The organism is Flavobacterium sp. GW821-FHT12A05, from assembly GCF_058807735.1.
On record NZ_JBXAQY010000001.1, the window covers coordinates 641,820 to 667,588 of the forward strand.

General features: G+C 34.6%; 20 protein-coding genes. 14 read left to right on the forward strand and 6 right to left on the reverse strand.

Going from position 1 to position 25,769, the window contains the following annotated elements:
- Positions 1 to 297: 297 nt before the first annotated feature.
- The 9 genes from AC1RRQ_RS02505 (at position 298) to AC1RRQ_RS02545 (ending at position 14,780) form a co-directional block, all read left to right on the forward strand.
- Positions 298 to 3,099: a triple tyrosine motif-containing protein gene (locus tag AC1RRQ_RS02505; RefSeq protein WP_493021104.1), complete on the forward strand. Its 2,802-nt coding sequence runs from the start codon at positions 298 to 300 to the stop codon at positions 3,097 to 3,099.
- Between the two features lie 241 nt (positions 3,100 to 3,340).
- Positions 3,341 to 6,376 carry a SusC/RagA family TonB-linked outer membrane protein gene (locus tag AC1RRQ_RS02510; protein WP_493021106.1) on the forward strand — a complete coding sequence of 1,012 codons (3,036 nt, stop codon included), beginning with the start codon at positions 3,341 to 3,343 and terminating at the stop codon, positions 6,374 to 6,376.
- An 11-nt stretch (positions 6,377 to 6,387) separates the two neighbouring features.
- Entirely contained in the window at positions 6,388 to 7,887 is a 1,500-nt protein-coding gene (locus tag AC1RRQ_RS02515; RefSeq protein WP_493021108.1) for a RagB/SusD family nutrient uptake outer membrane protein, read from the forward strand.
- Between the two features lie 12 nt (positions 7,888 to 7,899).
- A complete protein-coding gene (locus AC1RRQ_RS02520) occupies positions 7,900 to 9,501 on the forward strand; it encodes a PKD domain-containing protein (protein ID WP_493021110.1) in 1,602 nt (533 codons plus the stop codon).
- A gap of 11 nt (positions 9,502 to 9,512) precedes the next feature.
- Entirely contained in the window at positions 9,513 to 11,174 is a 1,662-nt protein-coding gene (locus AC1RRQ_RS02525; RefSeq protein WP_493021112.1) for a glycoside hydrolase family 16 protein, read from the forward strand.
- A 79-nt stretch (positions 11,175 to 11,253) separates the two neighbouring features.
- Positions 11,254 to 12,012 carry a glycoside hydrolase family 16 protein gene (locus AC1RRQ_RS02530; protein WP_493021114.1) on the forward strand — a complete coding sequence of 253 codons (759 nt, stop codon included), beginning with the start codon at positions 11,254 to 11,256 and terminating at the stop codon, positions 12,010 to 12,012.
- 322 nt (positions 12,013 to 12,334) lie between these two features.
- On the forward strand, positions 12,335 to 12,919 hold the full coding sequence (locus tag AC1RRQ_RS02535; protein ID WP_493021116.1) for an RNA polymerase sigma factor: 585 nt from the start codon (positions 12,335 to 12,337) through the stop codon (positions 12,917 to 12,919).
- A 50-nt stretch (positions 12,920 to 12,969) separates the two neighbouring features.
- Positions 12,970 to 13,113: a hypothetical protein gene (locus tag AC1RRQ_RS02540; RefSeq protein ID WP_165608771.1), complete on the forward strand. Its 144-nt coding sequence runs from the start codon at positions 12,970 to 12,972 to the stop codon at positions 13,111 to 13,113.
- A gap of 602 nt (positions 13,114 to 13,715) precedes the next feature.
- Positions 13,716 to 14,780 carry a tetratricopeptide repeat protein gene (locus AC1RRQ_RS02545; protein WP_493021118.1) on the forward strand — a complete coding sequence of 355 codons (1,065 nt, stop codon included), beginning with the start codon at positions 13,716 to 13,718 and terminating at the stop codon, positions 14,778 to 14,780.
- A 22-nt stretch (positions 14,781 to 14,802) separates the two neighbouring features.
- On the opposite strand, the gene AC1RRQ_RS02550 is transcribed toward AC1RRQ_RS02545, so the two are convergent.
- Positions 14,803 to 15,453 (reverse strand): endonuclease III domain-containing protein, encoded by a 651-nt coding sequence (locus tag AC1RRQ_RS02550; protein WP_493021120.1) that lies wholly within the window; start codon positions 15,451 to 15,453, stop codon positions 14,803 to 14,805.
- 345 nt (positions 15,454 to 15,798) lie between these two features.
- Between AC1RRQ_RS02550 and bcp the strand changes: the two genes are divergently transcribed.
- Positions 15,799 to 16,251: a thioredoxin-dependent thiol peroxidase gene (gene bcp / locus AC1RRQ_RS02555; protein WP_493021122.1), complete on the forward strand. Its 453-nt coding sequence runs from the start codon at positions 15,799 to 15,801 to the stop codon at positions 16,249 to 16,251.
- Between the two features lie 287 nt (positions 16,252 to 16,538).
- Here bcp and AC1RRQ_RS02560 read toward each other — a convergent pair whose 3' ends face one another.
- Positions 16,539 to 17,999: a TonB-dependent receptor gene (locus tag AC1RRQ_RS02560; protein WP_493021124.1), complete on the reverse strand. Its 1,461-nt coding sequence runs from the start codon at positions 17,997 to 17,999 to the stop codon at positions 16,539 to 16,541.
- Between the two features lie 90 nt (positions 18,000 to 18,089).
- Here AC1RRQ_RS02560 and AC1RRQ_RS02565 point away from each other — a divergent pair, with 90 nt between their 5' ends.
- The 3 genes from AC1RRQ_RS02565 to AC1RRQ_RS02575 are packed head-to-tail and all read left to right on the forward strand — an operon-like array spanning position 18,090 to position 19,841.
- Complete coding sequence (locus AC1RRQ_RS02565) at positions 18,090 to 18,854, forward strand: MBL fold metallo-hydrolase (protein WP_493021126.1); 765 nt, start codon at positions 18,090 to 18,092, stop codon at positions 18,852 to 18,854.
- A gap of 13 nt (positions 18,855 to 18,867) precedes the next feature.
- Positions 18,868 to 19,371: a hypothetical protein gene (locus tag AC1RRQ_RS02570; protein WP_493021128.1), complete on the forward strand. Its 504-nt coding sequence runs from the start codon at positions 18,868 to 18,870 to the stop codon at positions 19,369 to 19,371.
- A gap of 47 nt (positions 19,372 to 19,418) precedes the next feature.
- Positions 19,419 to 19,841: a hypothetical protein gene (locus AC1RRQ_RS02575; RefSeq protein WP_493021130.1), complete on the forward strand. Its 423-nt coding sequence runs from the start codon at positions 19,419 to 19,421 to the stop codon at positions 19,839 to 19,841.
- Between the two features lie 159 nt (positions 19,842 to 20,000).
- On the opposite strand, the gene AC1RRQ_RS02580 is transcribed toward AC1RRQ_RS02575, so the two are convergent.
- From AC1RRQ_RS02580 to AC1RRQ_RS02595, 4 genes are all read right to left on the reverse strand, one after another.
- The gene (locus AC1RRQ_RS02580; protein WP_493021132.1) at positions 20,001 to 20,645 is read right to left on the reverse strand and encodes an alpha/beta hydrolase; all 645 of its coding nucleotides are present in this window, start codon (positions 20,643 to 20,645) and stop codon (positions 20,001 to 20,003) included.
- Positions 20,646 to 20,764: 119 nt separating this feature from the next.
- Entirely contained in the window at positions 20,765 to 21,091 is a 327-nt protein-coding gene (locus tag AC1RRQ_RS02585; RefSeq protein ID WP_493021134.1) for a hypothetical protein, read from the reverse strand.
- A 4-nt stretch (positions 21,092 to 21,095) separates the two neighbouring features.
- Positions 21,096 to 22,346, reverse strand: coding sequence for a dihydroorotase (locus AC1RRQ_RS02590; protein WP_493021136.1), 1,251 nt, complete (start codon positions 22,344 to 22,346; stop codon positions 21,096 to 21,098).
- Between the two features lie 69 nt (positions 22,347 to 22,415).
- On the reverse strand, positions 22,416 to 24,344 hold the full coding sequence (locus AC1RRQ_RS02595) for a BatA domain-containing protein (protein ID WP_493021138.1): 1,929 nt from the start codon (positions 24,342 to 24,344) through the stop codon (positions 22,416 to 22,418).
- Positions 24,345 to 24,592: 248 nt separating this feature from the next.
- Here AC1RRQ_RS02595 and AC1RRQ_RS02600 point away from each other — a divergent pair, with 248 nt between their 5' ends.
- Positions 24,593 to 25,705: a lactonase family protein gene (locus AC1RRQ_RS02600; RefSeq protein WP_493021140.1), complete on the forward strand. Its 1,113-nt coding sequence runs from the start codon at positions 24,593 to 24,595 to the stop codon at positions 25,703 to 25,705.
- The last annotated feature ends 64 nt before the right edge of the window (positions 25,706 to 25,769 follow it).

Consider the following 25,769-nt stretch of genomic DNA (forward strand, 5'->3'; position numbering starts at 1 on the left):
AGAATTACCATGTCGATTTTTTGATATTCAATAACAAAGCGATAAAATAAAACACCATCTATTTAAAACATTGCCAGCGGTTTCAACCGCTGGGACGCAATGTATGATCGCAATTGGCTTCCCGTGATTGAAATATAATAATGCCCTGAAATTGTTCCTCGTGGTTGAAACCACGGGCTATGTTAAAATTTGTCGTAATTCCGCGAAATCTTTTTTTACTAAAAAAAGTATTGTTTCAACTATAAAATATTCTATTTTAGGACTGTTTTAGTACTATTTTAATATCCTGACCAAATTTTGAAAACTAAACTTTCTATCCTGTTGTTTTTAACGAATTTCCTGTTGTTCTCGCAGGAATTTCCGCCAATTGTAAAATATTCGCCTTCTGTATATGGTGCCGGAAATCAAAGCTGGATGATTTCGCAGGACGCTAATAATTATTTGTATTTCGCCAATAACGATGGACTTCTGGAATATAACGGAACCAGCTGGCAGTTGTATCCGGGGCCAAACGAAACTATTATTCGATCTGTAAAAGTAATTGGGAACAAAGTCTACACGGGCAGTTATATGAATTTTGGTTACTGGACCAGACAACCAGACGGAAAATTGAAATATTCTTCGCTGAGCGATACGATAAAAAATAAGATTTTAGACGATGAGCAATTTTGGAATATTCTAAAATACGATCAATGGATTTTGTTTCAGTCCCTAAACCGAATTTATATTTATGATACAAAAACGAAACAGTTTAAAATAATTGCGCCTCAAAATGGTGTTGTAAAGTCGTTTGCGACAAAAAATGCGATTTATTTTCAGACTTTAAAAGAAGGACTTTTTGAAATTGAAAGCGGTAAAGCCAAATTAGTATCAGATCATACTACTCTTAAAAAATTTACGATTGCCAATGTTTTTACTACAGATGAAGGATTGCTGATTCCAACGCAGTTAGACGGAATTTACAAATTAGCAGGGAATGTATTAACGCCAGTTTCTACTGATGTGGATGCCGAATTAAAATCGAGTTTTGTTTACAGCAGTCAGCGTCTGCAGGACGGAAGTTTTGCATTGGGAACAGTTTCGAACGGAATTTTTATTTTATCCGATAAAGGAAAACTGAAATATCATCTTACACAAAGCAAAGGATTGAGCAATAACACAGCCTTGTCTCTTTTTGAGGATAAAGACCAAAACCTATGGACAGGTCTCGATAACGGAATTAACTGTGTAAATATGCAGTCGCCAGTACATAGTTTTACTGATGATTCCGGAGTTTTGGGAACGGTTTACGCATCGGCGATTTATAACGGAATGCTGTATATAGGAACTAATCAGGGATTGTTTTGTAAAGCGAATCAAAGTAATCAGGAATTTAAATTTATAAACGGAACAAAAGGGCAGGTTTGGTCTTTGTTTGTATACGATAATACGCTTTTCTGCGCACACGATTCGGGGACTTTTGTTGTGGTAAATGATACCGCCAAAAACATATTTTCGGCTTCGGGAACCTGGAAATTTGAAGCTGTTCCGAATAATAAGAACCAATTGCTTCAGGGAAATTATTATGGTATTTCGGTTTTAGAAAAAATAAACAATCAATGGGTTTTTAAAAATAAAATTCAGGGATTTGATTATTCGTCCCGTTATTTTGAAATTGGAGACAATCTCGATGTCTATGTCAGCCATGAATACAAAGGTATATTTCGATTAAAACTAGATCATTCACTGCTTAAAACCCAGGGTTTTTATGCTTATAAATATCCTGATAAAGGAAAATATGCCAGTTTAACTAAATTCAATAATTCTATTTATTACGCTTTTAAAGGCGGTATTTTTAAGCTGAATAACAAAACAAAACAATTTGAGAAAGACAATCTGCTGAGTTCAATTTTTGAGAAAGACGAATATACTTCGGGTAAATTAATCGTTGATAATTCAAGCAAAATTTGGCTTTTCTCTAAAAATTACATTCATTATTTCTCAGCCAGTAAATTGAGCAATCAATTAAAGGAAAATATAATCCCGATTCCGTCGTCGTTAACCAATTCGATGTTAGGATATGAAAATATTACTCAAATTTCTAAATCGACCTATTTAATAGGAACTACAGACGGATATTATACGCTTAATATCGACGATTTAACGTTTAAGAATTACAATGTTTTTATTACCGATATTACCATAAACAAACAAAATGAAACGTTTAAAAATGTCGGAATCTGGAACGAAGGAAGTTTTAAATCGACAGAAAACAACATTACGCTCAATTATACTGTTCCGGAATACAATAAATATATTAATTCTGAATATCAGTATCTATTAGAAGGCTTTCAGAACGAATGGAGCGAATGGAGTACAAAAGCAACGGTGAACTTTAAAAATCTTCCACCGGGAAAATATACTTTTAGAGTCAGGGCCAAATATGCTAATACTATTTTACAAAATGCAGCTTCGTATACATTTGTTGTTTTAAAACCGTGGTATTTAACCAATCTGGCGTATTTTATTTATTTCCTTTTAATTCTTACGATGGCTTATTTTATCAATAAGGCGTATCGAAATTATTATCAAAAGCAAAAAGAAAAACTAATTGAGGAGAATAACCTTTTATTAGAAATTAAAGAGCTTGAAAACGAACAACAGTTAATGAAACTTCGAAACGAACAGCTTTCGCAGGACGTGGATAATAAAAATCGTGAATTGGCAGTTTCGACGATGAGTTTGAACAGTAAAAACGAATTGCTGGCCTTTATCAAGGATGATTTGAAAAAAACGGCCCAAACGGACAGTTTAAACATCAAATCTGTAATTAGCACAATTAATAAAAATATTACCGAAGAAGATTCCTGGAAGGTTTTTAAAGAAGCTTTTGACAGCGCCGATAAAGATTTCCTAAAAAGAATAAAACAAATGCATCCGGCTTTAACGCCTAATGATCTTAGACTTTGCGCTTATCTTCGATTGAATTTGTCTTCAAAGGAAATCGCGCCTATGTTTAATATTTCGGTTCGAAGTGTGGAGATAAAACGATACCGTTTGCGTAAAAAAATGGAATTAGAGCACGAAATCGGTTTAGTTGAATATATTCTGGCTGTATAGTAGTTCAAAAATTGGCTCAAAAAAACTATACATTACCACAACATTATGGTTTTGTTGGGAAATTGCGAGGTAAATGTTAAGGAAATTAACATTCATGAATTATAGTAATACGGCACTCTATTTTATGATATTTTGATTTTAGCATTGGTTTTTTTATGATGTATGTTTTTTGTTGAGGTTAATTTTAACGTTTTGATAAACGGAACAGATAAATTTAGCTTTCAATAAAAACTAACTAATTATGAAATCTAAATTATTACTAACGGTACTATTACTGTTTACATCTTTTGCGTTTTCGCAGAACTTAGATGTATCAGGAACAGTATTAGATGCTTCTGGTTTATCATTGCCAGGTGTAAATGTAAAAGTTAAAAATTCGTCTAAGAGTACAACCACCGATTTTGACGGATCTTTTAAACTAACCGATGTTCCAAAAGGAACTCCAATTGTTTTCAGTTATATAGGTTACAGAACACAAGAAGTTGCTGTAACTGGAACTAAAATGACTGTAAAAATGAGCGACGATGCTAAATCATTAGAAGAAGTCGTGGTTATTGGTTACGGAAGCCAAAAGAAAAGAGAAGTTACAGGAGCTGTAGCCGTTTTAGACAGTAAAACACTGGATATCTTGAAACCAGCAAGAATCGAACAGGCATTACAAGGAACTATTTCGGGAGTTAACGTAACAACACAATCCGGAGCGCCGGGTGCACCGCTTGATATTCGTATACGTGGTATAGCCACAAATGGTGAAAATAAACCAGCAACGATTATTGACGGATATGTTGGAGATTTAGGACTTTTGAATCCTAACGATATAGAAACTATTACGGTTTTAAAAGATTCTCAGGCCGCTATCTATGGAGTACTTGGAGCAAATGGTATTATATTGGTAACAACTAAAACAGGAAAAAAGAACTCTAAAACCCGAGTTTCTTTTAATAGTTATACAGGTTATCAGCAGACTTCAAGAAAACTGCCTACTTTAAACGCAACAGAATATGCAATGCTTTTAAATGAAAGCTATGCAAATAGTGGTAAACCACTGCCTTACCCTAATGTAAGTGCACTTGGTAAAGGAACCAACTGGCAGGATGAAGTTTTTCAAACTGCTCCTATAATCAATAATGATTTGACAATTTCCGGAGGATCTGATAAAATTACGTATTCTATAAGTGGTTCGCACTTAGATCAGGAAGGAATTGTAGGCGGAGATAAATCAGGATTTTTAAGAAACACTGCCAGAATTGCTCTTGGTGCTGATTTAAGTGATAAAATCAAATTGAAAACCAATGTAATTTATACTTATTTTACCAGAAACACATTAAACGAAAACGGTCTTGGTTCGGTTCTTTTTAATGCCTTAAACGTTCCGGCAACATTAAGCCCTTACGATGCAAATGGAGAATTTACTTTGGTACCAAGCACAACAGGTTTAGGAAACGAGATTATTAACCCATTGGCACAAATTGCTAATACATACAACGACTATAATTACAAGAAACTAAATGGAAATTTTGGTTTAGATTATAAAATCTTTAAAGGATTTACCTTATCATCATCTATAGGTTTTAATACATCAAACAGCGAATCAAAAACATTTAACAAGCTGATTAGTTATGGCGGAAAAGTTTTTGACGTACAAAGAAGTTCTGTTACGCAAGGAACTGTAAACGACAATAATTATTCGTTTGACCTTTTTGCAACCTACAATACTAAAATTGCAGATGCTCATAATATTACCGGAACTTTAGGAACAACAATTTTTAAAGAATGGGGTAATGGTCTTACTGCTACAGGTTTTGATGTACCAAATAATACTTGGGAAAATGCGGATATCTCTTTAACAAAAGGAACATCAGAAACACTTACAAATAGTTCTTATGTTTACGATCAAAGAAGACTTTCTTATTTTGCAAGAGCTCAATACGATTTTAAAGGGAGATATTTATTTTCTGCATTAATAAGACGTGATGCTTCTACAAAGTTTGGTCCGGGCCATAAAGTAGGTTATTTCCCTTCTTTAACTGCAGGATGGGTAGTGTCTGACGAAAGTTTCTTTGGGCAGCCTAAATTTATTAATTTCTTAAAACTTAGAGCGAGTTACGGAACTTTAGGAAATGACCAGATTCCGAATTTTGGTTATTTAGGATTATTAAATGGTGAAGCAACTTATGTTTTTAACGGAACTTTAGTTAACGGAACTGCAAACGGACAAGTGCCAAATCCTGATTTGAAATGGGAAGAAGCGCAGAAGTTTGATGTTGGTTTGGACTTTAAAATATTAAACGATAAAATATTTGTTGTAGCCGATTATTTTGTGGATACCAGAAAAGATTTATTGATCCCGAATATTCCGGTTTCAGGTATTAACGGTACTGGTGCGCCAGGTTCTAGTGCCCCAACTTTAAATGCAGGAACAGTTAAAAATTCAGGTTTTGAATTTGCAATAGACTATAAAGATAAATTTTCAGATGCCTTTACTTTCAGCGTAGGCTACAACGTAACTTTCCTTAAAAATAAAGTAACCGAAGTAAACAACGGAACAGGCTTTATCGAAGGCGGTGCTTTTGGTGTAGGACAACCGGCGCCTTCAAGAATGGAAATTGGTAAGCCAATGGGATATTTCTACGGATATAAAACAGACGGTATTTTCCAAAATCAGGCAGAAATAGATGCACATCCATCTCAGGTAGCGTTAGGAGCAGCTGCAGCACCAGGAGATATTCGCTATGTTGATTTAAACGGCGATGGTGTAATCGATACCAAAGACAAAACCAATATTGGAGATCCAATTCCAGATGCTACTATGGGTTTCAATTTACAATTAAATTATAAAGCACTAGATTTCGCAGTATATACATTTGCTTCAGTAGGAAACGATATGGTACGTAACTACGAAAGAACACTTTCTGATGCCAATCGTATCAATTATGTTTTAGACAGATGGACAGGACCGGGTACAAGCAATTCTACGCCAAGAGTAACAACAGGAGCAACATCAAACAATGTTTTCTCAGATTATTTTGTTGAAGATGCTTCGTACTTAAGAATCCAAAATGTACAGCTTGGTTACACACTTAATCCGGCTATATCTCAAAAAGCAGGAGTTTCTAAATTAAGACTTTATGCAGGAGTAAATAACCTTTACACATTTACAAAATACAAAGGTTTTGATCCGGGCGCTTCAAACGGAGCTCCAATTGGAGGAGGAATCGATTACGGTTTCTATCCAATCCCAAGAACTTATTTATTGGGCTTAAACATTAATTTTTAATTTCAATTAAAATGAAAAAGTATTTAATTATTTCCACTATAACACTGGTTTTGTTCTCGACCGCACTAACTTCATGTTCGGATGAGTTTGTAGATCCAAAACCTGAATATTCTATTGACTCTGAGAATTATTTTAATTCTAAAGAAGAATATGACAACGCATTAATCGCAGCTTACGATTTACTTCAATCTACTTATGTAAATGTTTTATTAGGAGAAATTGCTTCAGATAATACACTTTGCGGAGGAGAAAGCCCAACAGACGTTATTGGTTTTCAGCAAATCGACGATATGATCCATACACCCACAAACAGCAATTTAAGAGACATCTGGAATTGGATGTTTGCTGGAGTGCAAAGAGCAAATTATATCTTGGAGTTTAAGGATAAAACCGATTTCCCGGGGAAAAACCAAATCATTGCAGAAGCACGTTTTTTAAGAGCGTACTATCAATTTGAATTAGTTAAATGGTTTGGAGGAATCCCAATGAAAGGAGATGCGAGATTTAAAATTGGAGACGAAAAAATAATCCCTCGTTCATCAGTTCAGGAAGTATACGCATCTATTGAAGCCGATTTGATTTTTGCATCGGCTAATTTATCTCCAAATGCGGCACAGCAAGGACGTATTACTAAAGGCGCTGCTCAGGCATTATTAGGAAAAGCTTATTTGTTTGAAAAGAAATACGCTCAGGCAGCCACTGTTTTAGATGCTGTCATTACCTCTGGAAAATATTCTTTAGTAACAGATTATAATTCCATTTTTGAAGCGGCTGGAGAAAACGGTTCGGAATCTGTTTTTGAAGTTCAGTATACAGATATAGAAGGAGCAGGATTTGGATGTCTGCAATGCAGCGAAGGAAACGTTGCTGTTGGTTTTAGCGGTGTACGTAATTTTTCAGGCCCTTTATTTTCTTCAGGTTTTAGTTTTAATATTCCAACTGCTGAGTCTGCAAATGCATTTCAAAGCGGTGATAAACGTAAAGATGTAGCAATTCTTGATATCGCGGCTTTTGCTGCGGCAAATGCATCTTATGATAACGGAAAAGGAGTAACTTTTGGAAAAGGAAATGAAGATACAGGTTTCTTCAATAGAAAATATTTACCAAGAAAAAGAAGCAAAGATGCTGCAGGAGATTTGAACCTAACAAATCCAAACAATTACAGAGCAATACGTTATGCCGATGTGTTGTTAATGGCGGCAGAAGCTTATAATAAAGGAGGAATCGATGACGCAAAAGCAAGAACATACCTTAATTTGGTTAGAAAACGTGCTTTTGGCGATGACAATCATGATGTTACGACTTCGGGAGCTGCTTTAACAGATAATATTTTAACCGAAAGAAGATTAGAGCTTTTTGGCGAAGGACATCGTTTCTTCGACTTAGTAAGAACTGGACAGGCGGCTGCAAAAATACCTGGCTTTAAAGCAGATAAAAACGAATTATTTCCACTTCCTATTGAAGAAATTCAGTTTGCAAACGGAAACTGGAAACAAAATCCTGGATATTAAAAAACATCGATCATGAAAAAAATACATTTTATTATAAATCTTTTCGTTTTAGCCATTTTGATAGGCTGTGCAAACGATGACTTGGATATTGATTTGGACGGAATTCCTGTTCCAGCAAATATTTCGGCTTTAGCAACCGTTACACAAGACAATACCGGAAAAGTGACCTTTTTGCCAAAAGGCGAAGGAGCAACACAGTATAAAATTAATTTTGGAGACGGAAGTCCGGAATCAGATTATATAGCAGTGGGAGCAACGGTTTCTCACGTTTATAAAGAAGGAGTTTATAAATCTAAAATTATTGCAGTTGGATTGAACGGAAAAACAACCGAAGTTGAGAAAGAAGTAATAGTTTCTTTTAGAGCTCCGGAAAATTTGGTAGTGGAAGTTACAAACGATTTATCTGTTTCTAAAAAGGTAAATATTAAAGCAACTGCTGATTTTGCCCTTTTCTATGATGTTTATTTTGGAGAAACAGGAAAACCAGATCCGGTTTCGGCTAATAATGGAGAAACGGCTTCTTATACTTATAAAGAGGCAGGAGTTTACACCATTAGAGTAGTGGCTAAAAGTGCAGCGGTTAAAACAACTGAATATACAGCGCAAATTACGGCGAAATTAGTATTGAACCCAACAACATCGGCACCAGCGCCGCCAAGCAGACAAGCGGGAGATGTAATTTCTATTTACAGTTCTAAATATACAGATGTAGCAGGAACTAACTTTAACCCAAATTGGGGACAATCAGGAACTTTTGCTGAATTTGACCTGAATGGAGATAAAATGCTTAACTATATCAAACTAAGCTATCAGGGAATTGCATTGGCAGACAATGTAACAATTGATGTTTCGGGTATGGAATACTTACACATGGATGTTTGGACGGCAGATTTAGAGAAATTAGAAACCTCTTTAATTAAACCGGGACCAGACGAAAGAGCTGTAACAAAAGACCTTACAGCCAATCAATGGACAAGTATTGATATTCCAATTTCGGCATTTACAAGTCAGGGATTAACCGTAAATAATATATTCCAGTTAAAACTTGTTGCAAAACCAAACGCTGGAGGAACTATATATGTAGACAATATTTACTTCTATAAAGCAGCCGGCGAATCAATATCTTTACCAATTGATTTTGAGTCTACAAGCTTAACTTATGCTTGGGGCGGATTTGGAAACGTAGATGCTGCTGTAGTAACAAACCCTAATAAAACAGGATTAAATGTTTCTAATAAAGTAGTTAAAGTAGATAAAAAAACCGGAGCAGAAACCTGGGGAGGAGCAAGTTTAAACCTTGAAAACCCATTTGATGCCACAAAAGGAACCAAAGTAAAAGTGGCAGTCTGGTCTCCAAAAGCCGGAGCGGTTATATTATACAAAATGGAACTTTCGACTTCGCCTAAAGACGGAAACGGAAATCCAAGTGTAAATGTAGAGGTACAGGCTAAAACAACGGTGGCAAATGCATGGGAAGTTTTAACATTCGACCTTACAAGTGTACCGGCTTTTGGCAGTACTATTAAATACGACAGAGTAATTTTGTTTCCGGACTTTGGAACTACAGGAGCAGGAGAAACATATTATTTTGATGATATAAAACAATCCAATTAAAACAAGAAATCATGAGCAAGAAATTAATTATAAAGATAGTATCCCTATTTACGATTCTCTTGATGACGGGTTGTCAGAAAGATGATTTTACATTCGGATCAATAAATACACCAACAAATCTAAAGGTAACTTACGAAATTGTAGGTAAAACAGCCGATGCTCCTTATGGAGACGGATCTGGTATAGTAAAATTTGCAGCAACTGCGGATAATGCTATTTCGTTTAAATACGTTTACAGCGACGGAAGTTCTGATAACGCTCCAAACGGAAAAATCTCTAAAAGATTTACTAAAACCGGAGTAAACACTTATACTGTAGCGGTAGTAGCTTCAGGAAAAGGAGGATCAGCAACCAATATAACGGTTGATGTTGAGGTGCAAAGTGATTTCAGCGATGACGAAGCTGTACAATTACTTTCGGGAGGAACTTCTAAAAAATGGTATTGGGCAGCATCAGAGCCAGGTCATCTTGGTGTAGGTCAAAACGATGGCGATGCGACCAAAAACTATTTCCCTAATTATTACAGCGCAGGAGCATTTGAAAAAGCAGCGTCGCCAAACAGCAGCTGTTTATACGATAACGTATTGACTTTCTCTGTTGACGGAGATCAGCTTAAATTCAAATTAGATAATGGAGGCGCAACTTTCTTCAACAAAGATTTTGGAAGCGTTGCAGGAGCAACATTATCTGAAGATATGTGTCTGGCTTATAATACAGGTGCTGTGAAAAATGTTTCGTTAAGTCCATCAGAATCAGTTATCATGGGCAATCCTAAACATGCAGAGCAGACTAGAGGAACTACAATGAACTTCTCTGACAACGGATTTATGGGCTACTACATTGGTCAAAGTTCTTACGAGATTCTATCACTTACAGCTAACCGTATGGTTGTTAGAGCAGTAATGGGCGGAAATCCGGCATTAGCCTGGTATCATACCTTTACTACAACTCCTCCAAATCAAAATCCAACGACAGATTATACAAACTTAATCTGGTCAGACGATTTTAATGTTGATGGAGCGCCAGATGCCGCAAAATGGTCTTATGATTTAGGAAGAGGAGATAATGGATGGGGAAATAACGAAAAACAAAATTATACCAATTCAGCTTCTAACATTATCGTTCAGGGAGGATTTTTAAAAATTACAGCCAAAAAAGAAGCTTCTGGAGGAGCAGATTATTCTTCTGCAAGAATAAAAACCGATGCTAAATTCAAATTTACGTATGGAAAAGTTGAGGTTCGTGCAAAATTACCAATTGGCGGCGGTACCTGGCCGGCAATTTGGATGCTGGGCCAAAACTATGCAACAAAAACATGGCCTGCCTGCGGAGAAATTGACATAATGGAACACGTTGGAAACAGTCAGAACCTGATTCATGGAACACTGCATTACCCTGGACATTCGGGCGGAAATGCCAATTCAGGCTCAAAAACAATTCCTAATGTTTCGACAGAATTTCATATCTATAAAACAATCTGGAGTCCTGCATCTGTAGCAATATATGTAGACGATACCTTAATACATACAGTGCCAAACGATGCTACATTACCTTTTAACAGCGATTTTTTCCTGATTTTAAATGTAGCAATGGGAGGTAACTTTGGCGGTAATATTGATAGTTCTTTCACACAATCTACCCTGGAGATTGACTATGTAAAAGTATATCAATAGAGTTTAAGTTAATTAATTAGTAATTAGAGAAGGTCAGTTTCGGCTGGCCTTCTTAATTTTGTAATCTTAAAAACAGAATATGAATAAAATAGTTTTACTATTGTTAGTCTGCAGTTTTTCGTATGCACAGGAAACAAAAAGAAAATTAGTCTGGGAAGAAAATTTCAGCAAAAAAAGTATAAACGAAAAAGACTGGAATTTCGAACTTGGCGACGGCTGTCCTAATCTTTGTGGTTACGGTAATAACGAACGACAAATTTATACCAAAACAAACCACGAAATTAAAGACGGAAACCTAATAATCGAAGCCAGAAAAGAAGGAAACAAATACACTTCGACAAAGATTACCACAAAAGGCAAAAAAGAGTTTAAATACGGCCGAATAGAAGCCAGAGCAAAACTGCCAATTGGCCACGGTTTATGGCCGGCTTTCTGGATGCTGGGCGCTAATATTGATGAAGTAAAATGGCCAAAAACAGGCGAAATTGATATTTTAGAATATATCGGAAGAGATCCTCACATGGTGTATACAACCCTGCATACACAAGACAGCCACGGAAATACCATAAATACAAAACGAACAGAATTTCTAAATATTGAACAAGGATATCACGTATACGCAATTGAATGGAATAAAGATAAAATCGATTTTTTTGTCGATACAACTTTAGTCTATACTTTCAACCCTGAAGTTAAAAATGAAGATACCTGGCCTTTCGATAAGCCATTTTATATTATTGTAAATTTAGCAATTGGAGGTAATTTTGGAGGACCAGAAGTAGATGATTCTGTTTTTCCACAAAAATATTATGTAGATTATGTAAGAGTTTACCAATAAAACTAAAGCAGTTAAAAAACAAAGAGCGAAAGCAGTTGTAAATAGCTTAAAACGTTAATTGTAAGTTATTTACGACTGTTTTTTAATCGCAGAAACAATACTTAAAAATCGCATTTTTTTAACGATTTTTACCAAAAAGAAACTTTGCAGTAAAAAACTTAACGATTTAATGTTAATTATTATTGCATTTGTTTGCTTTTTAAAATAATAATTTGTTAAATTTGGTCACAATATTAACATAACTCAAAACTAGAGACGCCTATTAAATAAAACTACTTTTTAGAAAAATTACTCCAAATTATTAAAACTAAAAAATAGTATTATGGCTGATCTGCATATTCCAGACGCTTTATTAGTAAAAAATTATGTTGAGGGCAGCGAATCTGCTCTGGAAACATTAATTAAAAGGCACGAATCTAAAATATATGGTTTTATATATTCTAAGATTGCTGATAGAGATATTTCAAATGATATTTTTCAAGACACTTTTATTAAAGTAATCAAAACTTTAAAAAGTAATTCCTATAACGAAGAAGGTAAATTTCTTCCGTGGGTAATGCGTATTTCACACAACTTAATTGTGGATCACTTTCGCAAAACCAAAAAAATGCCAATGTACAGAGAAACCGAAGAGTTTTCAATCTTCTCGATCATGTCTGACGATTCGTTAAACATCGAAAGCAGAATGATTGTAGATCAGGTTGAGGTAGATTTGAAAAAACTTATTGAAGAACTTCCTGAAGATCAAAAAGAAGTTTTGGTAATGAGAATGTACCAGGACATGAGTTTTAAAGAAATATCAGAATTAACTGACGTAAGTATTAATACCGCATTAGGAAGAATGCGTTATGCGTTGATGAATTTGAGAAAAATTATCGACAAACATCAAATTATTTTGACCAACTAATACTATTTTGAAAATTAGCCCGTTATACTAATATAAAACATTTGCATAGTATGGCGAAAATTTACTCAAAAAAAGCATTAGCTTCGAAAGATTTAAAACCTAAAAAAGAAGTAGTTTCTTTTTTACTAAGTTACTCACAAGCTTTAAAAGTTGTGAAAATTGAAGATAAAAGTTTTGAAATTATAGCTAATTAAACAGCCCGCCGCTTTAGCCGGATGTTTATTTCGAAAGAAAAACCAAATGGTCGTTTTGGTTAAAAGCTCACTATTTGTATGAAAATACAAGTAGTGAGTTTTTTTTATTTTAAACACAGCCCGTGGTTTCAACCACGGGAAACGTATTTTGATATATTGCACTTTAATGATTAAAAAAATAAATCTGCATTATAAAATTTTATAAGGTTTTTATGCTGCTTTTTCTGTGTTTTGTTAAAATTTAATATTTTGACTCAATTTTGTATGTTTATTTAATATTTAATTTTATTTTAGTTAAAAAGTAAATTTTTGTTTACTAAAAATGCTTTAAAGGAGTATTTTTCATATTGTAAGAAGATTGACTTTTTTAGGGATAAATAACGATAATAAATTAATAATTAAATACTTATAAACTAAAACCAGATAATTTATGAAGAAAAACTACCCTGCTTTATTTAGTTAAGTTTGCCCCATTTGATTTTTAGCATAAATATTTGGACCAGAAAATATTATGCAAGTAGTAAAAAGTAACCTGTGTTGTCTTTTTTGCTATGCCTCAGGAATACCAAAAGAATCAGCTAACCACCAAAACTTAACCCCAAATGAAAGAGAACATTAGAATACTATCATGTTTTTTATTGATGAGTATAGGCGCATTTGCCCAAAAAGAACAAATCAAAGAAGCCCTTTCTTTGTATGATAAAGGAAAAAGCCAGGAAGCTTTGGCAATTTTAAACAAAACAGAATATCTTATTCTTAACGCCTCTGATGAAGAAAAATCAGATTATTATTTCCTAAAAGGGAATGTTTTAAAAGATTTGGCTGTAAAAAATATCGACGCAGCCAATAATTTCACGTTGGCATCACAAGCGTATCAGGACGTATTTTTGTATGAAAACGAATCAGGAAAATTCAAATTCACTGTTAAAGCAAATGCTGCGCTTAAAGACATGAAATCCAGTCTTGTAAACGGTGCGATGTCAGATTTTAAAGCCGGTAATTTTAAAGAAAGTGCAGAGAAAAGTTATAAAGTGTATTTGTTCGATAAAAAAGACACCTTAAACTTATACAACGCCGCCTCATCTTCTATAAATGCCAAAGATTACGACTCGGCAATTAAATATTACGAACTCTTAAAAAAGATCAATTTCTCAGGAAAAGGAGTTTTGTTTTATGCGACAAACAAAAAGACAAAAGAAGAAGATGCTTTCGTTTCAACAAAAGCCAGAGAATCTGCCATTCAGCAAGGACTTTACGAAAAACCGAGAACAGAAACCGTTCAATCTAAAAAAGTAGAAGTAAACAATAATTTAGCTTATGCCTATTTAGAGAAAAAAGACTACTCAAAAGCCGAAGTTATTTACAATTATGTTTTAGAGCTCAATCCTAATTATGTTGATGCTTATATCAATATGGCCTATTTAAAATTACAATTGAAAAAAGACCTGTCAGAAGAAATAGCATCTTTAGGAACTTCGCCGGCAGAAATGAAAAAATACGATAAATTAAATGCCAGAAAAGACGATATTACCCGCAGTGCAATACCGTATCTTAAAAAAGTATTGACTATCGAACCCAAAAATACCGATGCTACAAAAATACTTTTAGGAGTATATAGATCGCTCGATATGACAAATGAATACAACGCCCTAAAAAGCAGTATGTAAATAAAAAAAGAAGCTGCTAAACTTATTTTTTAGCAGCTTCTTCTATAACCGATTTTTTTCCAACAGTCCTTGTAATAATATCCTTTTCAAGACTCCATCCGCGGGCAGGCGAATATTCACGTCCGTACCAAATAATCTGCAAATGCAGGTCGTTCCACAAATCCCTCGGAAATAATCGTTTAGCATCCTTTTCAGTCTGCGCTACGTTTTTTCCATTCGAAAGATTCCATCGGTACATCAATCTATGAATATGAGTATCAACCGGAAAAGCCGGAACTCCAAAAGCCTGAGACATTACCACACTCGCCGTTTTATGGCCAACAGCCGGTAACTCTTCTAGTGCTTCAAAACTCTGCGGAACTTGTCCGTTATGTTTGGCGATCAAAATTTCAGACAAACCATGAATTCCCTTAGATTTCATTGGCGACAAACCACACGGACGAATAATTTCCTTAATTTCCTCAATAGACATCTTCACCATATCATACGGATTATCCGCTTTTGCAAACAACAAAGGCGTAATTTGGTTCACACGAACATCAGTACATTGCGCCGAAAGCAAAACAGCAATTAACAGAGTATAAGGATCTTTATGGTCAAGCGGTACAGGTATAGTAGGGTAGAGTTCTTTTAACGTATTTATAACAAATTGTACTCGGGCTTCTTTATTCATTTCCGTAATTTTAATCCCGTAAAAATAGCATAATTTTTATGATGTGCCTAATCCAGCTTTCCGTTTCAACTCCTCGTTGTAACAGCAGCATTTTTAAGCCTTAATAAAGCTTCCGCTGGTCGCTTTCTTAATGCAAAAAATGCAAGCCGTTCCAACTCCGGGGTTTCCACTGCAATCTGGGGCAGAATAATTATTAATTGTTAATTATGAATTATGAATTATGAATTATGAATTATGAATTATGAATTATTTTAAAGTTAGACCAAGTCAATCTAAAATCTAAAATCTAAAGTCTAACATCTATTATCTATTATCTTGCATCTAAAATCTAAAATCAAAAAATATATGACAACATTAAAAGCCGGTGATAAAGCGCCAAACTTTTCAGGAGTAGACCAAGACGGAAAATCACATAAACTGGCAGATTACGCCGGAAAAAAACTAGTAGTATTCTTTTATCCAAAAGCAAGTACGCCGGGATGTACAGCAGAAGCCTGCGACTTAAGAGATAATTTTGAACGATTTAAAGCCAATAACTACGAACTCTTGGGTGTAAGCGCCGACAGTCAAAAAGCACAGTTAAAATTCAAAGACAAATACGAATTCCCTTTTCCATTATTGGCAGATGAAGATAAATCGGTTATCAATGCATTTGGCGTTTGGGGACCAAAGAAATTCATGGGAAAAGAATACGACGGAATCCATAGAACCACTTTTGTAATCGACGAAAAAGGAATCATCGAAGAAGTAATCGAAAAAGTAAAAACAAAAGAACATGCTTCGCAGATTTTGAAGTAGTTTCTTGTTTCAAGTTTCACGTTGTCAGGCTGAGCAAAGTCGAAGCCCTATTTTTACTTTGAACATAATTTTACCGCAAAGCACGCTAAGATTTTTTTACTAAGCAAGGTTTTTAAAAACACAAAGTTCTCAAAGCTTAATCAACACAAAGCTTTGCGAGCTTTGCATTTTTATAAAAACCAGTATATCAAAAAAGCTTAGCGTGCTTTGCGGTTAAATTTCGCTCAGTTCAAAACCTGAAACCAGAAACCTGAAACAAAAAAAAGTCCCAACAAAGGGACTTTTTTTTAAGTATTCTGCTCCAGTTCTTTCTGCGGATGATATCCAAAAAGGTGGTGCTCTTTTATAATTTCTGCAATACCCGGCGGAAGCATTGGTTCCCAGCCTTTTTTGCCTTGGTTGATCATTTTTAAAACCTCGCGAGAGAAAACCTCCAAGTTATGCGGATCGTAATCGGTAACATCGACCACTTTTCCGTTAAATTTAAAGAACTTGTAAAGCTCTTTCATTCTTGGATGAACTTTTAAGTTTGTTGAGTTCATCAATACACCATTTTCGTCCAGCATTGGGTAAAGGAAAACTTTCATGTCTCGGTAGAATAATTTACCAAATGCTTCCAAAATTCCACCGCTTAAATGACGGTAATATTTCTCATCAAAAATATCAACAAGGTTGTTTACACCCATTGCCAATCCCATACGGGCTTTGGTATAATTAGCGAAATATTCAACCACTTTATAATATTCCTGGAAATTCGAAATCATAACCGTCTGGCCAAGCGAACAAAGTAATTCGGCTCTGTCCATAAAGTCGCGTTCGTCGATTTCACCATCAGAACGTAAATTCGAAAGTGTAATTTCAAAAACAACTAATGTATTGTCTTTATCAACTTTGTTTTCTTCAAGGAACATTTTCAGCGATTTCTCGTACATGTCCATATTTACTTTCGTAACAGGGCGGAAACTTCCTCTTAAAGCCAAAAGGTTCTTTTTGTATAAAATGGCAGCCGGTAAAATGTTTTTCCCTTCAGGGTTAAACATTACGGCATCCGTCATTCCGTTTTTAACCAACTGTAAACTCATCAAACGATTGTCTACATCAGCAAAACGAGGTCCCGAAAAGTTAATCGTATCGATCTCTAATTGATCCTTGTCTAAGTGATCGTATAAATAACGCAGTAAACGTTTTGGGTCATTATATTTGTAGAAAGCACCGTAAATTAAGTTTACACCTAAAATTCCTAGTGTTTCTTGTTGTAATCTGGCATCGGTTTCCTTAAAACGAATGTGAAGAATAATTTCGTTGTAAGCTTCGTCTGGTTCAATCTGGTATCGAATTCCAACCCAGCCGTGTCCTTTAAATTGTTTGGCAAAATCTATTGTTGCTACCGTATTAGCGTAGCTGAAGAAAAGTTTATTTGGGTGTTTTTCTCTGCTTAATCGTTCCTCGATCAATTCCCCTTCAAACGTAAGCATTTTTTTTAGTCGGTTTTCGGTCACGTATCTTCCGTCACTTTCAATCCCGTAAACAGCGTCACTAAAATCTTTATCGTAAGCTGACATCGCTTTTGCAATAGTTCCTGAAGAACCTCCGGATCTAAAAAAATGCCTAACAGTCTCTTGTCCAGCACCAATTTCAGCAAATGTTCCGTAAATATTCTCGTTTAAATTAATGCGTAACGCTTTGTCTTTTATAGAAGGAATCTGTTCGATGACCTTGTCACCTTTGAGTTTTATTTCTGTACCCATTTTATTTTAAATAGATTTGTTACAAAGTTAGTAAATTAGGCTTCTAATGAAAGAGAAATAATCCTATTTTTGTAAAAAAATTAAGTTCAATTGAAGGTCTATTTTTTAGGTACTGGTACTTCTCAAGGCATTCCGATTATCGGAATCGATCATCCCGTTTGTAAAAGCACTGATGTTAAGGATAAAAGGCTCCGTGTATCCATTTGGATCACGTGGGACGAGCACTCATTTGTAATCGATTGCGGTCCTGATTTTAGACAGCAAATGCTTTCCTGCGGATGCCGTAAACTCGACGCTATTTTATTTACTCATGAACACGCAGACCATACTGCAGGTTTAGATGATATACGTCCGTTTAACTTCCGTCAGGGAGAAATTCCAATTTACGGGCACAAACGCGTTCTCGATAACTTAAGACGCCGTTTTGATTATGTTTTCGAAACCGTAAACAAATATCCGGGAGCGCCGAGCGTAAAAACAATCGAAGTAAAAAACGATGAATCATTTGCTGTTGGCGATAAAATGGCAGTTCCAATAAATGCCATGCACGGTGATTTGCAGGTTTTTGGATATAGAATTGAAGATTTTGCCTATTTAACCGATGTAAAAACAATCGAACAAAAAGAAATTGATAAACTTAAAGGCTTAAAAGTATTAGTGGTAAACGCATTGCGCGTTGAACCGCACGATACACATTTTAACCTGCAGGAAGCGCTGGATTTTATCAATCTGGTAAAACCGGAAAAAGCTTATTTAACGCACATCAGCCACGTTTTGGGTTTTCACGAAGAAGTACAGAAACAACTTCCGGAAAATGTTTTTCTGGCCTATGACAACTTAGAAATTACAATTTAATTATAACAAAGAAATGAAAAAATCCTTAATGCTTTACCTTTTTATCCTTGCGATATTAATGAATGTTTTTACTTATATGTTTTACAGCCGTGAAGTAAAATTTGGTGAAGAAAGATACGAGAAAACAACAAAAAAGCTAAGAGACAGTATCAATTTAGTAACAACTAAATTAGCCGAAGCAGATTATTTTTCTTTAGAACACAATGAAAATGCACAAAATTATTTTGACAACAGCGCTTCTGGAGGAAAAGTAATTTTATTTGAAAAACTAATTCCGGTTGTAACAGAGAAATTATTAGACTTCAATGCAAGCCCAAAAGGAAATCCTTATACAGGACAAGATCAAATAGGTCCAAATAAATTTATCATCAATAAAGTAAAACTTTTAAATCATAGATGGATCATTGCAGATTACAGTAATGGTGAATTATGGGGAGAAGTCTTGTTAAAATATTTTGTTGATAACGATGATAATATTACTTTTGAAGTAAATCAAACTTGGTTATATCAAAAATAGGATTTTATAATCCTATTTTTTTTGTCTAATATTAAAAATTCAGGATTATGAAAAAGATGTTTTTGTTCACAATTATCGTGGCTTCGGCCTTTTCTTGCGGGAAAAAAGTTTCTCAGGAAAATGCAGCAACAAAAGAGCCAAAAAAAGAAGTTGTAGTAGGAGGAGATGCTGATGCGCACGGATGTAAAGCCTCTGCCGGTTATATCTGGTCTACATTAAAAAAAGAATGTATCCGAATTTTTGAAGGTACAAGGTTAAACCATGCCGAAGATGGAAAAACATATACTACAGCAGCTTATGTGATTTTTGACGGCAATAAAGCAGAACTTTTTCTGGACACGCAAAAAGAATCCATCATTTTAGAAAGAAAATCCGAAGGGGATTCTTGGAATAAAGACGACTACCAGTTAATTCCGTGGAAAGGATATGTGCTAAAAAAAGCCGGGAAGATTATTTATACAGGGGAATAATTTAGTATTCAGTCTCAGTTTACAGTATTTAGTTGCCGTTTACAGTTTAGAACTTTGTCAAAGTTTCAAACTTTGACAAAGTTTTTTAAGTTGTAATTTACAGATCAAAACTGAAAACTGAAAACTGAAAACTGCGACTGAATACTGAATACTGTAAACTTACAAAGCAAGCCAATTCTTAAAATCAAAGAAATTCTGCGGTGCAACACCGTGACCAACAGGATACTCTTTGTAAGTAAGCGGAATATTTAATTTTTCTAAAATTGCAGGTGTTTTTCTAGCCCATTCAATCGGGATAACCTGATCTACAGTTCCGTGTGAAGCGAATATTTTTAGGTTTTTAAAGTCGTTTTTCTCAAAACCTTCTTTGATAATTTCTTCATTAAAATAACCGCTCATCGCCACAACTCTCTGAATTTTTTCAGGATAGGAAAGTGCAGCAGCATAACTCAAAATAGAACCCTGACTAAAACCGACTAAAGTTACATTATTAGCATCAATAGGGTAATTGGCTACTAATTCGTCTATAAAAGCAGCGATTGTGTCTCTTGAAGTTTTAGCTTGCTCATTATCTGAAAATTTATTCTGATCTGCATCAAAATTGATAGCGTACCAAGCGTAAGCTCCGTATTGTAAATCATAAGGCGCTCGAGCCGAAATGATATAATAATTATCCGGAAGTTCTGTAGCAAACGAAAATAAATCGGCTTCGTTGCTGCCGTATCCGTGTAATAAAAGCAATAATGGATTTTTATCTAAAATTACTTTTGGTTCTTGTATTTTATATTCTAAAGATAGATTCATTTTTAATTGTTAATTGTAAGTTGTGAATTGTTAGTTCTCAGTCTCAGTCTTTAACTTTGTCAAAGTTTGAAACTTTGACAAAGTTCTTGGAATTTGGAATTTAAAAATTGGAATTTAAATTAACCAATAGATTTAAACCATTTTTGAAAAAGTCCGCCAACTAAAGGAATTGGTCTTGCCTGCCCTTGAATAGCGCTAAAAATACCATAAGTCCACAGAATTGAAATACAAATCCACATTGGGAAAGTGATAAAAAAGCTGTCGAAATTGCTGATAATAGCCCCAAAAGAAATAAAAGTGAGCGATAAACCTAAAGCCTGACGAATATGAAAAGACGCAAAACTATTTTTATTTTCAGAATTCATAGACATGGCAATCAAAACACCAATAATTAAAATGTAACTGGTAATGGCGATTGATTTTCCTTCTTCGATTGTATTCTTCATTATATTATTTTGTAACAAGTTGATTTTGATTTAAAATTCCGTACACAGAACCTTTAACCTCAGTTCCTAAGAAAGCAGAATTTTTAGATTTTGAAAGAATATTTTCTTTTGTAAAAGTCGATTTTCCTTCTGGTGTAAAGAAGGTGAAATTAGCTTTTGCGCCTTCTTCGATTATGTTGCTTTCCAAACCAAAAACAGCTTTTCCCGAAGTTAGTTTTGCAACCACGGTTTCTAAAGGTAAAACCGTTAATAAGGCACTAAAAGCACTTTCTAAACCAATAGTTCCGTTTTTAGCGGTATCAAATTCCATTTTTTTGAATTCAATATCAATTGGGTTATGGTCAGACGTAATCATGTCGATTGTTCCATCAGCGATTCCGTTTAGCAAAGCCTGTCTGTCAACTTCAGTTCGTAACGGCGGAGTCACTTTAAAACGAGTATCAAAACCGTCTAGTTTTTCATCGGTTAAAACCAAATGATGTACAGATGCACTCGCGGTTACGTTTAAACCTTTTGCTTTAGCTTCTCTAATTAACTGAACTGATTTTGCTGTAGAAATAGTTGTAATATGAAGTTTTCCGCCAGTATATTCCAGTAAAAACAAGTTTCTTGAAATTTGTAATTCTTCTGCTAAATTCGGAATTCCTTTTAAACCTAATCTTGTCGAAACGATTCCTTCGTTGACAACACCATTTCCTTTTATATTTGGATCTTGCGAGTAGGCAATAACCAAACCATCAAAATCCTGTACGTATTGCAAGGCAATTTTCAGCAAATTAGCATTGTCGATACTTTTGTTGTAATCTCCAAAAGCTACAGCTCCGGATTTTTTCATGTCATAAAGTTCTGCCATATCTTTTCCTTCACTGGCTTTTGTTAAAGCGCCAATTGGGAAAATTTCTGTAGCAAATCCATTTGCTTTATTTTTTACAAAATTTACCTGAGACTGATTGTCGATAATAGGGAAGGAGTTAGGCTGCAGCGCAATTGCCGTAAAACCGCTTTTTGCGGCAACATTTAATCCGTTTGCAATGGTTTCCCTGTCTTCGTAACCTGGTTCGCCCAGCGAAACACTGCTGTCAAACCATCCTTGAGAAACATGAAGATTATCGAATCGTACTTCTTCTGCATCGTCATTTGGAAGTGAAACGCCTATTTTTTCTATTAAACCATCTGCAATTAAAAGATCAACAGTCTGGTTATGAAACGGACTTTTTGAGTCGATAATTTTGGCGCTTTTGATGATTATTTTCATATGTAGAGATTTTTTGTCGTAAAATGTTTTTTGTAAAAAGTAAAACGTTTTAGAAATAATCGTTTAAATCTATTTTACAAATTTGATTATTGCCATTTCTAATGCTAAAAATAACAGTGCAAAGATAACAAACCATTTCCAAATTTGGCTGTCAGTCCGTTCCGTTTGCAAGGTGTTAAAAATGGTCGAAATCGTATCGGCAGTTTTAAAATCAGAAACCACGTTGGTGTTTACCTGACTTAAATCGCTTTCGGTTCTTTTGTAATTGAAACTCAAATTTTCAACCCATTCTTTTTTGTCAAAAATGCTGTAATTTCCAGCTGTTTCAGGGAAATCATTAAACGTTAATTTGACTTTGTTATTCAAAATCTGTTGAATCGGAATAAACGAATCTTCTGTTCCTTTTACTTCCAGAATAGCATCTTTTGTCAATAAAACATCAACAAAATAAGGCTGATTATTTCCAATTGTTAAAGCATTCACTCCTGTTTTTTGATTGTTTTGCGCCATTTTATAAAACAACGGAACAATTAACGGCGACTGCTGGAAATTTGAATTTGATGCATTTATTGGTGCCGAGAATACGGTAATTCCGGCAGTTGGATTTTGAATGGCAGTTACAAACGTGCTTTGATCTTCATAAGATAAAACTGCCGGATATGGGCTTGAGAGATCAAATGAACTGTTTGTTTTTGGGTATTGGAAATTTGTGATTTTATTTTCGAAAACTCCAGAAAATAAAGGATGATCGAAATTGATTTTGGTAATGAGTTTACTTTCTGTTTTAAGATTGTTAAACTGAACTTTTCCAAAATTTCCTAAAAAAGAATTTAAATTTGAAATGGAGCTTTTTTCAGAAGGAATCACAACTAAGTTACCGCCTTTAGAAACAAAGGCTTTTAATGTAGTTTGTAAAGCCTGCGGAATTTCAACTAATTCGTTTAAGATTATGGTGTTTTGTTTTTCTAAGCTATTATAATCTAAAGAACCAATAGAGTAATTGTTGTAATTGAATTCAGCAGAAGTATAAATTCTCGATAAGAAATTACTTTTTTCAGGCTCACCAATGCTGATTACGTTTGTTTTTTTGTTTTTAGAAATGCTGAAAAACAATTTGTTATCGTAAGTCAGGCCATTGTCTTCGATAGAAACATAACCATGAAAAGCTTCTTTGGGAATCGTGAAGTTGATTTTCTTTTTCTTTGTATCAAAATTGATAATCGTTTTGGCAATCAGTTTGTTTTGATTGTACAAAGCAGTTGAAATAGGTTTGAAATCTTCTCCATAACCGGATAAATTCACACTTATTTCATAGAAATTCTCTAAAGTCTGATTAATGTAAACGCTGTCTATTGAAATGTTGTTTTTTTGTTCGGCTTCCGGAATTATGAAATACGGTTTTTCTTCTGAATCGATGTTTTTAATATCGTTTTCGGTTAAACCTACTGCATCCGAAATAATCACAATATCTTTATTATGAGCCGATTTATGTGCTTTTACTTTTGCCATAATCGACGAAAGTTCAAATGGCGTCGCGCTGTAGTTTAAGTTTTGTAAAGCACTTTTAACCGATTTGATATCTGTATTCCAATAATTCTCAGTATTAGTCAATAAAGAAAATTGAGCAGTTTCGGGCGTGTTTTCCAGTAATTCCTGAACGGCACGTTTTAGTAATTCTCCTTTTTTGCCTTTTGCCTGCATACTAAAAGAATTGTCTAAAATGATATACATTTCGTTTGATGCATTCTTGCTGTCTTTGGCTTCAAAAAAAGGCTGGGCAAAAGCTAAAATAATGCAGGTAAGCAGTAAAAGACGAGTTGCAAGCAATAATCGTTTTTTGATTTTGGAGCTTTTGCGAGTCTGAACGGCCAGTTCTTTTAAAAAACGAACATTGGTAAAATAAGAGGTTTTAAAACGTCGTAATTGAAATAAGTGAACCAAAATTGGAACAATCAATAAAAAAAGAAAGTATAGAATTTCGGGGTGTTTAAAGTGCATTCTGGCTTCGATTTACTTCACTACGTTTTATTTTTCGCGAAGATGCTCGTCAAAAATACAAATTTTTTGTTTGAACCATATAAGTTCATGTAAGAGATTATAAGTAAAAAAATATTTAAGTGCTGTAAAATGAACTTATATGGTTTATATGGTGGATATTCTTTTTTAGAAATGTAACTTTTCTGGTTTGATTTGTAATGCCAAAAAAGATATTATTGCTTATTTTAGCGTATTCAAAAAAACAAACTATGAAAAGAATATATCTAGTTTTATTTTCCGCTCTGGCAGTCACAACTGCAAGCGCCCAAAATAAATTTAACCTATTGGTTGGAACTTATACCAATACGTGCCAAAGCAACGGAATCTATGTGTATGAATTCGATGCTGGTTCGGGTGATTTTAAAATGAAAAGTTCTTCAGAAAATGTGGTAAGCCCGAGTTATTTATCGGTTTCGGCAGATAATAAATTTATTTATGCCGTAAACGAAAACGGAACACATAGTACTGTAAGTGCATTTGGTTATGATGCGGCTTCGGGTAAAATTAATTTTTTGAATAAAAATGATGCTTTAGGAGCTGATCCGTGCCATTTAATAAACGATGACAAAAATGTAATTGTGGCAAATTATTCGGGTGGTAATATTGTGGTGTATAAAAAGAATACGGATGGAAGTATATCTGAAGTACAGCAATTGATTCAGCATGAAGGAAAAGGACCAAACGCAGCACGTCAGGAAAAAGCACACGTGCACATGGTTGTTTTTTCTCCGGATAAAAAGTTTGTATTGTCGAATGATTTAGGTCTGGATAAAGTGTTTATTTATAAATACAATCCGAATTCTAAAAATGAAATTCTGACTCTAAAGGGAAGTGTTGATGTTAAACCAGGAAGTGGTCCGAGACATTTAACATTCAGTAAAGATGGTAAATTCGTTTATTTGGTTCAGGAATTAGATGGTACGCTGACTACTTTTAGTTACGATAAAGCCGGAACCTTAAAAGTAATCGCCGAAACGAGTATTTTACCAAAAGGATTTAAAGGCGGAACTGGAGCGGCAGCGATTAAAATTTCGTCTGACGGAAACTTTTTATACGTTTCTGATCGTGTAGATGCTAATTCGATTTCGGTTTATAAGATTCTTAAAACCGGAAATATTGAACTGGTAGAGCAGGTGAGTACTTTAGGAAAAGGCCCAAGAGATTTTGCTATTGATCCAACAGGAAATTACTTATTAGTTGGACATCAATATACCAATGATATTGTAATCTTTAAAAGAGACATCGCAACCGGAAAAATAACCGATACAGGAAAAAGAATTCAGCTGTGTTCACCTGTGGGACTGGTTTTTACGAAAATGTAATTTTAAGGTTCAAAGAGGCAAAGGTTCAAAGAGGCAAAGGTTCAGAGATGCAAAGATTTGAATG

What these genes read in the sequence shown, in the direction of transcription:
- AC1RRQ_RS02510 (WP_493021106.1), top strand. Translation starts at nt 3,341, where the DNA reads ATGAAATCTAAATTATTACTAACGGTACTATTACTGTTTACATCTTTT.
- AC1RRQ_RS02515 (WP_493021108.1), top strand. Translation starts at nt 6,388, where the DNA reads ATGAAAAAGTATTTAATTATTTCCACTATAACACTGGTTTTGTTCTCG.
- AC1RRQ_RS02520 (WP_493021110.1), top strand. Translation starts at nt 7,900, where the DNA reads ATGAAAAAAATACATTTTATTATAAATCTTTTCGTTTTAGCCATTTTG.
- AC1RRQ_RS02525 (WP_493021112.1), top strand. Translation starts at nt 9,513, where the DNA reads ATGAGCAAGAAATTAATTATAAAGATAGTATCCCTATTTACGATTCTC.
- AC1RRQ_RS02530 (WP_493021114.1), top strand. Translation starts at nt 11,254, where the DNA reads ATGAATAAAATAGTTTTACTATTGTTAGTCTGCAGTTTTTCGTATGCA.
- AC1RRQ_RS02535 (WP_493021116.1), top strand. Translation starts at nt 12,335, where the DNA reads ATGGCTGATCTGCATATTCCAGACGCTTTATTAGTAAAAAATTATGTT.
- AC1RRQ_RS02540 (WP_165608771.1), top strand. Translation starts at nt 12,970, where the DNA reads ATGGCGAAAATTTACTCAAAAAAAGCATTAGCTTCGAAAGATTTAAAA.
- AC1RRQ_RS02545 (WP_493021118.1), top strand. Translation starts at nt 13,716, where the DNA reads ATGAAAGAGAACATTAGAATACTATCATGTTTTTTATTGATGAGTATA.
- AC1RRQ_RS02550 (WP_493021120.1), bottom strand. Translation starts at nt 15,453, where the DNA reads ATGAATAAAGAAGCCCGAGTACAATTTGTTATAAATACGTTAAAAGAA.
- bcp (WP_493021122.1), top strand. Translation starts at nt 15,799, where the DNA reads ATGACAACATTAAAAGCCGGTGATAAAGCGCCAAACTTTTCAGGAGTA.
- AC1RRQ_RS02560 (WP_493021124.1), bottom strand. Translation starts at nt 17,999, where the DNA reads ATGGGTACAGAAATAAAACTCAAAGGTGACAAGGTCATCGAACAGATT.
- AC1RRQ_RS02570 (WP_493021128.1), top strand. Translation starts at nt 18,868, where the DNA reads ATGAAAAAATCCTTAATGCTTTACCTTTTTATCCTTGCGATATTAATG.
- AC1RRQ_RS02575 (WP_493021130.1), top strand. Translation starts at nt 19,419, where the DNA reads ATGAAAAAGATGTTTTTGTTCACAATTATCGTGGCTTCGGCCTTTTCT.
- AC1RRQ_RS02580 (WP_493021132.1), bottom strand. Translation starts at nt 20,645, where the DNA reads ATGAATCTATCTTTAGAATATAAAATACAAGAACCAAAAGTAATTTTA.
- AC1RRQ_RS02585 (WP_493021134.1), bottom strand. Translation starts at nt 21,091, where the DNA reads ATGAAGAATACAATCGAAGAAGGAAAATCAATCGCCATTACCAGTTAC.
- AC1RRQ_RS02590 (WP_493021136.1), bottom strand. Translation starts at nt 22,346, where the DNA reads ATGAAAATAATCATCAAAAGCGCCAAAATTATCGACTCAAAAAGTCCG.
- AC1RRQ_RS02595 (WP_493021138.1), bottom strand. Translation starts at nt 24,344, where the DNA reads ATGCACTTTAAACACCCCGAAATTCTATACTTTCTTTTTTTATTGATT.
- AC1RRQ_RS02600 (WP_493021140.1), top strand. Translation starts at nt 24,593, where the DNA reads ATGAAAAGAATATATCTAGTTTTATTTTCCGCTCTGGCAGTCACAACT.